General features: G+C 48.1%; 15 protein-coding genes. 6 read left to right on the top strand and 9 right to left on the bottom strand.

Annotation, left to right across the window (positions count from 1 at the left end):
• The first annotated feature begins 213 nt into the window (after positions 1–213).
• Genes CRO03_RS14475 through CRO03_RS14500 form a run of 6 tightly spaced genes read left to right on the top strand, consistent with a single transcriptional unit; the run spans position 214 to position 6090 of the window.
• Positions 214–3009 carry a monovalent cation/H+ antiporter subunit A gene (locus tag CRO03_RS14475; RefSeq protein WP_097112355.1) on the top strand — a complete coding sequence of 932 codons (2796 nt, stop codon included), beginning with the start codon at positions 214–216 and terminating at the stop codon, positions 3007–3009.
• Complete coding sequence (locus CRO03_RS14480) at positions 3009–3362, top strand: Na+/H+ antiporter subunit C (RefSeq protein WP_097112356.1); 354 nt, start codon at positions 3009–3011, stop codon at positions 3360–3362. The genes CRO03_RS14475 and CRO03_RS14480 overlap by 1 nt, the downstream gene beginning before the upstream one ends.
• Positions 3362–4885 carry a monovalent cation/H+ antiporter subunit D gene (locus tag CRO03_RS14485; RefSeq protein WP_097112357.1) on the top strand — a complete coding sequence of 508 codons (1524 nt, stop codon included), beginning with the start codon at positions 3362–3364 and terminating at the stop codon, positions 4883–4885. Before CRO03_RS14480 ends, CRO03_RS14485 begins: the two co-directional genes overlap by 1 nt.
• Positions 4882–5418, top strand: a complete 537-nt coding sequence (locus CRO03_RS14490; RefSeq protein WP_097112358.1) for a Na+/H+ antiporter subunit E — start codon at positions 4882–4884, stop codon at positions 5416–5418. The genes CRO03_RS14485 and CRO03_RS14490 overlap by 4 nt, the downstream gene beginning before the upstream one ends.
• Positions 5412–5681: a K+/H+ antiporter subunit F gene (locus tag CRO03_RS14495; protein WP_097112359.1), complete on the top strand. Its 270-nt coding sequence runs from the start codon at positions 5412–5414 to the stop codon at positions 5679–5681. Before CRO03_RS14490 ends, CRO03_RS14495 begins: the two co-directional genes overlap by 7 nt.
• 10 nt (positions 5682–5691) lie before the next feature.
• Positions 5692–6090 (top strand): Na+/H+ antiporter subunit G, encoded by a 399-nt coding sequence (locus tag CRO03_RS14500; RefSeq protein ID WP_097112360.1) that lies wholly within the window; start codon positions 5692–5694, stop codon positions 6088–6090.
• 11 nt (positions 6091–6101) lie between these two features.
• Here CRO03_RS14500 and CRO03_RS14505 read toward each other — a convergent pair whose 3' ends face one another.
• Genes CRO03_RS14505 through kdsC form a run of 9 tightly spaced genes read right to left on the bottom strand, consistent with a single transcriptional unit; the run spans position 6102 to position 11864 of the window.
• Entirely contained in the window at positions 6102–6374 is a 273-nt protein-coding gene (locus tag CRO03_RS14505) for an HPr family phosphocarrier protein (RefSeq protein WP_097112361.1), read from the bottom strand.
• Positions 6364–7221 (bottom strand): RNase adapter RapZ, encoded by an 858-nt coding sequence (rapZ, locus tag CRO03_RS14510; RefSeq protein ID WP_097112362.1) that lies wholly within the window; start codon positions 7219–7221, stop codon positions 6364–6366. The genes CRO03_RS14505 and rapZ overlap by 11 nt, the downstream gene beginning before the upstream one ends.
• Positions 7218–7691 (bottom strand): PTS IIA-like nitrogen regulatory protein PtsN, encoded by a 474-nt coding sequence (gene ptsN / locus CRO03_RS14515; RefSeq protein WP_097112363.1) that lies wholly within the window; start codon positions 7689–7691, stop codon positions 7218–7220. The genes rapZ and ptsN overlap by 4 nt, the downstream gene beginning before the upstream one ends.
• Before the next feature lie 7 nt (positions 7692–7698).
• On the bottom strand, positions 7699–7986 hold the full coding sequence (hpf, locus tag CRO03_RS14520; RefSeq protein WP_019675250.1) for a ribosome hibernation promoting factor: 288 nt from the start codon (positions 7984–7986) through the stop codon (positions 7699–7701).
• 26 nt (positions 7987–8012) lie between these two features.
• Positions 8013–9509: an RNA polymerase factor sigma-54 gene (locus tag CRO03_RS14525; RefSeq protein ID WP_097112364.1), complete on the bottom strand. Its 1497-nt coding sequence runs from the start codon at positions 9507–9509 to the stop codon at positions 8013–8015.
• 46 nt (positions 9510–9555) lie between these two features.
• Positions 9556–10278: an LPS export ABC transporter ATP-binding protein gene (gene lptB / locus CRO03_RS14530; RefSeq protein WP_097112365.1), complete on the bottom strand. Its 723-nt coding sequence runs from the start codon at positions 10276–10278 to the stop codon at positions 9556–9558.
• Complete coding sequence (gene lptA / locus CRO03_RS14535; RefSeq protein WP_097112366.1) at positions 10275–10769, bottom strand: lipopolysaccharide transport periplasmic protein LptA; 495 nt, start codon at positions 10767–10769, stop codon at positions 10275–10277. Before lptA ends, lptB begins: the two co-directional genes overlap by 4 nt.
• Complete coding sequence (gene lptC, locus CRO03_RS14540) at positions 10756–11313, bottom strand: LPS export ABC transporter periplasmic protein LptC (RefSeq protein ID WP_097112367.1); 558 nt, start codon at positions 11311–11313, stop codon at positions 10756–10758. The genes lptA and lptC overlap by 14 nt, the downstream gene beginning before the upstream one ends.
• Positions 11310–11864: a 3-deoxy-manno-octulosonate-8-phosphatase KdsC gene (gene kdsC / locus CRO03_RS14545; RefSeq protein WP_097112368.1), complete on the bottom strand. Its 555-nt coding sequence runs from the start codon at positions 11862–11864 to the stop codon at positions 11310–11312. Before kdsC ends, lptC begins: the two co-directional genes overlap by 4 nt.

The following is an 11864-nucleotide window of genomic DNA, read 5'->3' on the forward strand; positions in this document are numbered from 1 at the left end:
TACCGACTTTAATAGACATTACGGCTACTTATCGGTATAAATATTGCTAAAAATTCACTTAAGTTTTGATTCGCTTCAGGTTGCAACACAGTTTCATCTTCTTTGCTGTTGGTCCCCAACCCGGGTTGGTATCTGGTAGCACGCACAACCTGCAGGCCGTAAGGTGTAGTTTATTTTGAAATCTGGCCTTTTTGTAAAGGAAGCAACAACGCTATGACTTTGTTATGGATACTTCTACTTCCCCTGCTGGGTAGCCTGGTGCCGGTGGTTACGGCTAACTGGCGCCGCAGTGCCTGTGCCATGGCAACGGCCATTCCTCCCGCCATTGCGCTGATGATATTGCTCTATCACAGCAGCGCGGTGTTTGCTGGTGAAAGTTTGCGTTACACCCTGGCTTGGATACCCTTGCTGGGGCTGGATATCAGTATCCGGCTGGACGGATTAGCATTTTTATTCAGTTTGCTGATTTTGGGTATTGGTTTGCTGATCATTTTATATGCCCGTTATTACTTATCTGAACAAGACTCTATGCCGCGGTTTTATGCTTATCTGATGCTGTTTATGACGGCAATGATGGGTATCGTGTTATCTAATAATGTTTTACAGCTGTGGTTGTTCTGGGAATTAACCAGTATCAGCTCATTTTTACTGATCAGCTACTGGTGGCATAAGTCTGAAGCCCGGCGTGGTGCCAGAATGGCCCTGACAGTTACCGGTGCCGGTGGTTTGTGTTTACTGGCGGCATTGCTACTGCTCGGTCAGATCACGGGCAGTTACGACTTAGATGTTATTCTGGCCAGCGGTGCTGTGATTCAACAGCATGGCTGGTACCCGTTGGTTTTAGTGCTGTTTTTACTGGGCTGTTTTACTAAATCAGCACAGTTTCCATTTCACTTCTGGTTACCTAATGCCATGGCTGCGCCGACTCCGGTAAGTGCTTACCTGCATTCAGCAACAATGGTAAAGGCTGGTATTTTTCTGCTTGCCAGGTTTTACCCGGCAATGGCTGGCACTGATTTATGGTTCTTGCTGGTCAGTATTACTGGCTTAACGACGCTGTTAGTTGGCGCCTATCTGGCGCTGTTTAAGCACGACTTAAAAGGCTTGCTGGCATATTCAACTATCAGTCATTTAGGCTTGATTACCTTGTTATTTGGTATGGGGACTGATCTGGCGGCTGTGGCCGGGGTGTTTCATATTATTAATCATGCCACCTTCAAAGCCTCTTTGTTTATGGCAGCTGGCATTATCGACCATGAATCAGGCTCGCGCGATATGCGCAAATTAAATGGTTTGTGGCACTTTATGCCGATTACCGCCACTCTGGCCATGGTCGCGGCCGCAGCGATGGCAGGGGTGCCGTTACTGAATGGCTTCCTGTCAAAAGAAATGTTTTTTGCTGAGACCCTGCATCAGCACCTACTGGGCTCGTTGTCGTGGATAATTCCGGTGCTGGCAACAGTGGCGGCAATTTTCTCAGTCGCTTATTCCATGCGGTTTATTCATGATGTGTTTTTCAATGGCAAGCCTAAGGGTTTAACCAAAACCCCACATGAACCGCCACGCTATATGCGGATGCCGGTTGAAGTGTTAGTGGTGCTGTGTATTCTGGTAGGGGTGGCTCCAGGCTACATTGTGGGAGATTTACTGTATGCTGCCTCTCTTTCAGTATTAGGAACGGCTGTACCTGAATACAGCCTGGCTATCTGGCATGGCCTGAATCTGCCGTTGCTGATGAGTGTAGTGGCCCTCGCCGGTGGTGCGTTAATTTATATTAACCGTAAACACTTATTCGACTTTCAGAACACCTTGCCCGGGGTTGATGCCATCAATACGTTTGAAGCGGCCATGAAAATGTTGGCTAAGCGTTGTCAGCAAATATACAGCTGGCTGGATAATGGCTCACTGCAACGTTATCTGGTGTTTTTATTGATGGCCATCGTGGTGCTGGCAGGGTTGCCGCTGCTGCAACTTGATACGCTGTATGGTGGTCGTCCTGAGTTACCGGTTGATGCAGTTAATGCTGCCGGTGCCGCAATGTTGTTAATCAGTGCCTTTGCTACCGTGGTATTTCACCGGCAACGGGTGGTGGCGCTGTTAATGATTTCGGTAGTTGGTTTAATGGTGTCAATTGCCTTTACCCGTTTCTCAGCGCCTGATCTGGCATTAACCCAGCTGTCAGTTGAGGTCGTTACTATTATTCTGCTGATGCTGGCGCTGTTTTTCTTACCTCATAAAACGCCGAAGCAATCCAGTCCGACCCGGGTTATCAGAGACATTAGTCTGGCCAGTATGGTTGGTGTGGTCATTGGCAGTATCAGTTACGCCATTATGACCCGGCCATTTAATACCATTTCAGATTATTTCCTGGCGAATGCGAAAACCGGTGGTGGCGGAACTAACGTGGTTAACGTGATTCTGGTCGACTTCCGGGGCTTTGATACCTTTGGTGAGATAGCAGTACTTGGGATTGCGTCACTGGGTATTTTTAAATTGCTGACCCGGATCCCGGTCTTTAAACCAAGCAGTGATGGTGAAGGGCGACCCTGGGCGCTTGAGCGCCACCCGGTATTGCTGGCGACAGTGTCACAGGGTCTATTACCCCTGGCATTAATGGTGTCAGTATTTATTTTCTTCCGTGGCCATAACTTGCCAGGAGGAGGCTTTATTGCCGGTCTGGTTACGGCTGTTGCGCTGATTCTGCAATACATTGCTCATGGTGTGGAATGGGTAAAAAGCCGGATGAATATTGAGTATCAGCGGGTAGTGGCGGTTGGTTTGATGGTGGCTTTAATTACCGGTGTCGCGAGTTGGCTGTTTAACAAACCGTTTTTAACATCCTGGTTTGATTATTTTGATATCCCGCTACTGGGTAAAATTGAACTGGCCAGCGCCATTGCGTTTGATGCCGGGGTTTATATCACAGTAGTGGGGTCGACCCTGCTGATTCTGGCCAGTCTGGGTAAGATGACCACCAGCCACCGGCCAGTGCATACGGAGACCATTTAATGGAAAGCTTACTTGCAGGTTGTATTGGCTTCCTGACCGCCTGTGGCGTGTTTTTGTTGCTGCGAGGCCGCACTTTTCCGGTGGTGGTAGGGCTGACGATGCTTGCTTATGCCGTAAACTTATTTTTATTTTCATCAGGACGGCTGACCTTGCAGGGCGCGGCAGTGCTCGGCACGACAGATAACTATGCTGACCCTCTGCCACAGGCTTTGGTGCTGACCGCGATAGTTATCGGCTTTGCGATGACTGCCTATCTGGTGATCCTGGCAATTCGGGCTCGCGCCGATTTAGGCAATGACCATGTCGATGGCAAATTGCCAGGAAATGAAAATAGCCGCAAGGAGAGCCGTTAATGTCGCACCTGATTATCGCGCCAATTCTGTTGCCAATTTTTACCGCGCTGCTAATTATGCTGCCACCTATTCACTACTCGCCGATGCGCCGGCGCTGGGTCAGTATGGTCTCTACCGTGATCTTGCTGATTCTGACCGTGTGTCTGCTGTTGCAAACGCAGGCCGAAGGGGTTTCGTTCTATGCATTAGGCGCCTGGCAGCCGCCCTTTGGTATAATCCTGGTCGCTGATATCTTCAGTGTCAGTATGGTGTGTTTAACCTCAATGCTGGCGCTGGGGGCAATTTGCTACGGTAGCGCGGGTGAAGATGAAAAGGGTTCGTTCTTCCATCCTTTGTTTCAGTTTCAACTTATGGGCATAAACGGCGCGTTTTTAACCGGCGACTTGTTTAATTTGTTTGTGTTTTTCGAAGTGCTGTTAATCGCTTCCTATGGTTTGCTGGTGCATGCCGGTGGCAAGAATAAAACGAAAGCAGCAGTGCATTATGTAGTGCTGAATCTGGCAGGATCGGCAGTATTTTTGTTCTCTTTGGGGATTTTATACGGCACGCTTGGCACACTGAATATCGCTGACATGGCGGTTCAGGTCGCGAAGTTACCGCCTGAAAACTTAATGCTGGTAAAATCAGGTGGCTTATTACTGTTAATCGTATTTGCATTAAAAGCGGCAATTCTACCTTTGCAATTCTGGTTGCCTGCAACCTATTCAGCAGCGTCGCCGCCGGTAGCTGCGTTGTTCGCGGTGATGACTAAAATCGGTATTTACGCTCTGTTAAGAGTTTACACCACCATTTTTGGTGAGCAGGCAGGGCCTCTAGCCGGAATGGCTTCTGACTGGTTATGGCCGCTGGGGCTTGCCACTATTATGCTGGGTGCTATCGGCGTGCTGGCCAGTCAGGACTTCAGAAAGCTGGTGGCGAACCTGGTAATCATTTCGGTTGGTACCCTGGTGACGCTGGTTGCCTTGCAAAGCTCTGCGGCCACAGCTGCGGTGTTATTTTATACAATACATTCAACGTTGGTATGCGGTGCCTTGTTTTTACTGGCAGATTTAATCGGCGCCCAGCGTGGCAAAGCTGGCGACAGATTAGTACCGGGCCGGCGGATGGCGCAACCCGCCTTGCTGGGTACCATGTTTGTGGTAGCCGCTGTGGCGGTGGCCGGCTTGCCGCCAATGTCAGGCTTTGTCGGCAAGCTGATGATCCTGCAGGCGGCAGGTTCGCCGTTGCAGCAGGTACTACTGTGGTCAGTAGTATTACTGAGTAGTTTAATGGTGCTGATTGGTTTGTCCCGCGCTGGCAGTATTCTGTTCTGGCGGGTGAGTGGCAACGAAGCAGGCCCGGAACGGGTATTGCCGCTGCAGGCTTTTGCTTTAGGCTGGTTGTTGCTGGCAGCGCCGTTAATGGTGGTTTTTGCCGGACCTCTGACAGAACTGTCATTTGCGGCCGCCGAACAAATGCGCGATATTCAGAGTAGTATTGCCATTATTCTGGGCGATGCGGCAACTGTTGGAGAACAACCATGAGAGTAACACCACGTTTCAGCTGGTTACCTACACCCTATCGCAGTGTGCTATTGCTGGTGGTGTGGCTATTATTGAATCAGAGTGTTGCTGTGGTTCATTTATTCTTCGGTACTATTCTGGCGCTGGTTATTCCACTGATTAGTGCCAGATTCCGGGATCCTCAGCCTTTGATTGAGCGGCCGTTGCTGGCATTGCGTTATATACTGACAGTTTTTGGCGATATTATTACTGCCAATGCGCAGGTGGCAATTCTTATTTTAGGCCCGCAGCGCAGACTCAATCCGGCTTTTGTGCGGATGCCATTAGACTTACAGCATGATTTACCCATTACTATTCTGGCCAGCACAGTATCCATGACACCGGGCACCGTTAGTGCAGATGTCTATCCGTGTCATGACACCCAACCTGATGCCGGAGAGATAACTCAGCGCTGGCTGTTAATTCATGTGCTTAATTTAGAAGACGAAGCCGAGTTAATCGCAACTATAAAAAGCCGTTACGAAGCACCGTTAAAGGAGATATTTCAATGTTAGAGAATGTCATATTTCTGGTGTTTGGTATGATCAGCCTGGCATTGTTGCTCAATTTGTGGCGGCTGCTGATAGGTCCAAGTCTGCCAGACAGGATCCTGGCACTGGATACCATGTTTATTAACAGTATCGCCTTGATTATCTTGTACGGTCTGTTAATGGGCTCGCCGTTATATTTCGAAGCAGCGCTGCTTATCGCTATGCTGGGTTTTGTCAGTACTGTAGCTGTATGTAAGTTTTTGCTGCGCGGCGATATAATCGAATAGGAAGAGATATATGCAAAATTGGATGGAGTGGGCTGTTGCGTTTTTCCTGCTGTTAGGTGGTAGTTTTGTGTTAATTGGTTCAATCGGTTTAAGCAGAATGCCTGACTTTTTTATGCGGTTGCATGGTCCGACAAAAGCCACGACGCTGGGAATGGGCGGTATTTTATTGGGCTCAATTTTTTACTTCAGCTTACAACAGAGTATTAGTGTCCATGAGTTACTGATTACCATCTTTTTGCTGATAACCGCCCCTATCAGCGCCCATATGCTGATTAAAACTGCACTGCATCATCAGCTTAAAGCCATTGAGCGGACCCGGGGCGAACGTGAACTTAAGCAGGGTCAACAGCAGGGCAGCCCCGATACGAAAACAGCGATGCCGGAGAGCAAACAGAGCAAAGAGTCCTAGGCTTGTAGTGGTTACTCACCAAAGCCTTGTTCAATAAGCGAGACCACAGCATTTAGCGCTGCTTCTGCATCACTCCCCTCAGCAGTGACCTTCAAGGTTTTTCCTTTGCTGCTGGCTAGCATCAGTAACGCTAACACACTGCAAGCGTCAGCTGTTTTATCTTCATGCACCAACTCAATATGTGACTTAAATTGCTGACACAGCTGGGCGAGCTTGGTGGCGGCTCGGGCATGTAATCCAAGCTGGTTGACTATAGTGACATTACGGCTGAGCTTAATGGCCATGATGGCGAACCAGCTCCCGGTGCCGGATTTGTACGTCTTCCCGCTGACTGCGGTAACTTTCGGCCAGGTTTTCGGCAATGTAGACCGAGCGATGCTGGCCGCCGGTGCAACCAATCGCAATGGTCAGGTAGCTGCGGTTGTTCCGTTCCAGGTGTGGCAGCCAGCTACTGATAAAGCTGTTGATTTGCCAGGTGTATTTTGCCACTACGGCTTGCGATGCCAGGAAATCTTTTACCGGTTGATCTAAACCGGTCAGCGGTTTTAATTCGGGCTCCCAGTGTGGGTTAGGTAGAAAACGGGCATCAAATACGAAGTCAGCGTCTTTCGGAATGCCATATTTAAAACCGAATGATTCAAATAACATCACTAATCTGCCGGTTTTCTGGCCCAGGATCCGCTCGCGCAGTTGTTCTGCTAACTGGTGGACATTCAGCTCAGTGGTATCAATATATAAATCGGCACGACTGGAAATGGGATCGAGCAACTGCTGCTCGCGGGAAATGGCTTCGTCCAGTGACATTGCCTGGTGTGATAATGGGTGCAGACGCCTGGTCTCGCTGAAACGCTTGATTAAACTGGCGTGGTCAGCGTCGAGATATAGAATAGTCAGGTCTAGTTTGCGCGGCAGATAAGACAAAATATCAGCCAGTTCATCCGGGTCTTGTGGCAGATTACGGACATCAATGCTAACGGCAACCCGTTCGTACTGACCCATGACAGTAGTGGCCAGCGTGGGTAATAAATTTACCGGAATATTATCAACGCAGTAATAGCCAAGATCTTCTAACACCCTTAACGCGACTGACTTACCGGAACCTGAGCGACCGCTGACAACCAAAAGTTTCATGATGCGCTCATTACCTCACTGGCGTCGATTATCAATTCGTACAGGTGTTCATCAGACTCAGCGTGCCGGATTTTCCGGGTTAGTTCTTTCTGGCTTAACAAGCGGGCAATACCGGCTAGCGTTGTCAGATGAGCCTGACATTGCTCTTCCGGGATCAGGATGGCACAAAAAATATCTACTGCCTGATTATCGATAGCATCAAAAGCAATCGCATCTTTGGTCACCACGAATACCAGAATGGGCTGGGTAACCGTTTTAAGCTTGCCATGTGGAATTGCAATACCGCCACCAATGCCGGTAGAGCCGAGCTTTTCGCGGGTCATTAATGCTTCGAGGATGGTATATTCGCTTATTTCGGGTAAGCGCTGATGCGCCAGCTCGGCAATATATTCGAGGATTCGTTTTTTGCTGTTAAAAAGAACTGCACTCTTGGTGCAGTTCTCGGCTAGCATAGCGCTTAAGTTGATCATAATTAAGTTAGTGTCGGGCCACTTTTTCTTTATGTTTAATAACTTGTCTATCGAGCTTGTCAATTAACTGGTCGATAGCCGCGTACATATTTTCATCTTCAGATGCTGCAAAAACTTCACCGCCGTTTAAATGCAGCTTAGCTTCCGCAATTTGTTTCAATTTTTCCACGTTTAGGATGACATGTACATTGTTAATATGATCAAAATGACGTTCAAGCTTAGCGAATTTATTGTCTACGTACTCTTTTAATGCAGTGGTAATTTCTACATGACGACCCGTTAAGTTGATTTGCATAGACGTTTTCCTTCTGTTTTGCCGACCTAAACCAAGGTCTTGCGTTGATTCGATGGCGGAATAAACAAAGCTTCACGATACTTGGCGATAGTGCGCCGCGCTACGTTGATACCTTGCTCCGACAATATATCCGCCATCTTGCTGTCACTTAGTGGCTTAGCCGGGTTTTCAGCGGCCACCAGTTTTTTGATAAAAGCCCGAATAGCTGTAGAGGAACATTCACCGCCACTCTCTGTACTGACATGGCTGGAAAAAAAGAATTTAAGCTCAAATATCCCTCTGGGGGTGTGCATAAACTTTTGGGTCGTTACCCTCGATATTGTTGACTCGTGCATGCCAACCATTTCCGCTACATCATTCAACACCATAGGTTTCATTGCCTCTTCGCCATGCTCAAAAAAAGCTTGCTGCTGCTGCACAATACAATTGGCAACCTTCAGTAATGTTTCGTTGCGGCTTTCCAGGCTCTTCAGAAACCACTTAGCCTCCTGCAGGTGTGACCTGATAAACTGGGTATCAGCTGTGTTTTTAGCAGTACGTGACATAGCAGCATACTGCTGATTTATTCTTACTTTGGGCATGGCATCAGGGTTAAGTTCAACCTGCCAGCGACCTTTAACTTTATTCACCGAAACATCCGGGATCACGTACTGTTGTTCCTGACGGATCACATCAGCACCTGGTCTGGGGTTTAAACTCAGGATAAGCCGCATCACTTCTTTCAGCTCATCTTCTTTCAGTTTAGTCACCCGCATTAAAGAACGAAAGTCCCGGTTTGCTAAAAAGTCGGTATGTTCTTTTATGACATGTTTTGCTTGCTGTAAAAACGGGGTCTGTGGGTCAAACTGTCGTAACTGAACCAGCAAACATTCAGCTATGGTGCGGGCGCCAACGCCGACAGGATCAAATAACTGAATACGTTTTATGACGGCTTCAACTTCATCAGCTTCGACCTCTGGCAAGCCAAGTGATTCCAGAATTTCTGCTACATCTATAGTCAATAAACCACTTTCATCAATCGCTTCAATTATAATTTCGGCAATGGCCAAATCGGTCTCGGAGAACGGCGTTAACTGCATTTGCCAGCGCAGATAGTCTTGTAGCGTTTCGCTGGTTTCCCCCTGGAAAACCATATCTTCATCGGGTGGTGAACCGGCACTTACAGGCGCGGCGCTAATCAGGTCATCCCAGTTGTTGTCAAGTGGCAGGTCTTCCTGCAGGCCCTGTTCAGCCATGGATTCACTGCTGTCACGCTCGGCTATTTCAGTCAGGTTTTCCTGGGCGGTGTCGTTACTTTCGTCAGCAGCGGAACGTGCATCGTTATCATTGACGTCGCTGCTATCCGGATCAGCAGAGAAGCTCTCAAACTCATCTTCGCTTTCCAACAACGGATTAGCATCCAATGCTTCCTGTATTTCCTGTTGCAATTCAATGGTCGACAATTGCAGTAAGCGAATGGCTTGCTGTAACTGAGGTGTCATTGTAAGTTGCTGACCAAGCCGAAGTTGTAAAGAGGGTTTCATTTACGTCTAATTCTCTCCTGAAGCAGGCGTTTGTTGTTTTAAGTAACTATAGCCTGAATTGTTCACCGAGGTATACATCACGAACCTGCTGATTAACTAATACTTCCTGAGGTGGCCCGGCAGCAATCAGTTCACCATGGCTGACAATATAGGCCATCTCACAGACATCAAGGGTTTCCCTTACATTGTGGTCGGTGATCAATACGCCAATGCCACGTTGTCCCAGATGCTGAATAATTTTTTTAATATCGAGTACTGAAATAGGATCGACGCCGGCAAAGGGCTCATCTAACAGAATAAAGGCCGGGTTTGCGGCCAACGCCCTGGCGATTTCCACCCGGCGCCGCTCACCACCCGACAAGCTCATGCCGAGGCTATTCTTGATATGGCCAATGTGAAACTCTTCCAGTAAGTCATCTGCCAGCTCTTCCCGTTTTGCGGTGCTGAGCTCTTTGCGGGTTTGTAAAATGGCCAGCAGATTATCATATACCGTTAATTTGCGGAAAATAGAGCTTTCCTGTGGTAAGTAGCCAATGCCAGCGCGGGCTCTGGCATGAATAGGATCGAAGGTGATGTCCTGCTCATTTAAGGTGATTTTACCTTTGTCTGATGGTACCAGGCCGACAATCATATAAAAGGTAGTGGTTTTGCCTGCCCCGTTAGGTCCAAGTAAGCCAACAATCTGGCCGGCGCTGACTTCCAGGCTGACATCCTTCACTACCTGCCGGCCTTTATAACTTTTAGCCAGATGCGCTGCCACTAACTTCATGGATTTTCCTTATTCTCCGGGGTGAAAATAGTGGTGACCCGTTTTTTCTGTTCACCACTTTCAGCGACAATTTCCTGTGTCTCTATGTTATAGCGAATAACGGCCGCTTGCACCTGACTACCACTCTGACTCAGTTCTGCATTGCCACTGAGGGTAAGTGTGCGGCTGGCACGATCATAACGTATTTCTGACGCTGTGGCCGTAACGGGTAAATCACCATCTAACAACTGACTGTATTGTACCGGTGAGCCTGTGGTCAGGAACACTTCATTGCCTTTGCCTGCACTGGCATTTATTTCCAGCCGGTCAGCTTTAATATTTAAGCTACCCTGACGGATTTCAACATTATTGGTATATATCGAGACGTTTTCTCTGATAGAAGTGGCGTTATCATCAGAGGTGATGGCAATGGGCTGGCTGTAATCCGCTTCAGCAGCGTAAGTGTTTGCCGATAGCAGCACAGTGAGAAACAAATAATTAATTCTGTTCATTGGTGTATACCGTCTCCAGATGCTTGATAATCCGCAAATTCTGCTCAGTTAAATCTGCTTGCAAGCCTATACCATTAATGTAAAAACCCTTACCAATTATTTTTACAGCAGCTGCTGTCTGAATTGTTTTAGCCGGTAGCAACAGTTCAAGATTGGCTGTATCTATTCTGTCCAGAAGCTCACTACCGTTAACGTTACTGATGCTGACATCCTGTTCCAGAATAATTTTATCGTCTGGCAGCCAAATACCAAACTGGCTGGTGACCTGCCATGCGGCCCGGTGTTCAGCATCGAATAACGTGTATTTGGGTTGTTCAAACTGGGTAAATCCCAGTCGTTCAAAAAACTCCAGCCGGCCGGCCTGAATAAGATCGGCAACGTATCCCTGTTCATCATACAGGGTACGGGTAACTTGTTCGGCAATATAATCGGGTAACAGTTCACGGTCGGCGTAATTCGGGTCGGTTTGCTCGGTTGGATTGAACCATAAATAGGTTGCGGTCAGTACCAGCGCAAATACCAATAAAAACAGCGCTTTTTTCATGAGCTGCTGCCATCAAACTGTTGAAACTGTTGTTGGCTGATCAGCAGTAAATCAGTCAGCTCACGCACGGCCCCAAAGCCCCCGGACAACGACGTGGTGTAGTCTGCATGCAAACGTAAATAGGGATGGGCATCTTTTACTGCAACAGATAAACCACAGTGCTGCATAACCTGCCAGTCTGCTAAATCATCGCCAATGTAGCCAATCTGCTCAGTGCTTAACGCCAGTTGCTGCTGCAAGCTGGCAAAGGCGGCCAGTTTATTTTCCTGGCCCTGAAAGATAAAAGGCACTGTGAGCGAGCGCATGCGTTGCTCAACGATAGCAGAGGTGCGGCCGGTTATTACCGCTACCTCAATCCCGGCATGGCGCAAGGCTTTGATGCCATAGCCATCGCGGGTATGAAATGCTTTTAACTCTTCCCCGTCATTGCCCAGATAAATCCGGCCATCAGAAAATACGCCGTCTACATCGCAAATCAGTAGTTTAATTTTGCAGGCCCGGGTTATCAGGTCATCACTGACATCTTGATAAAGCTTGGCAAACAGCGACAT

Origin of the sequence: Arsukibacterium tuosuense, from assembly GCF_900215315.1 — a bacterium.
In the GTDB taxonomy this organism is placed as follows: Bacteria; Pseudomonadota; Gammaproteobacteria; order Enterobacterales; family Alteromonadaceae; genus Alishewanella; species Alishewanella tuosuense.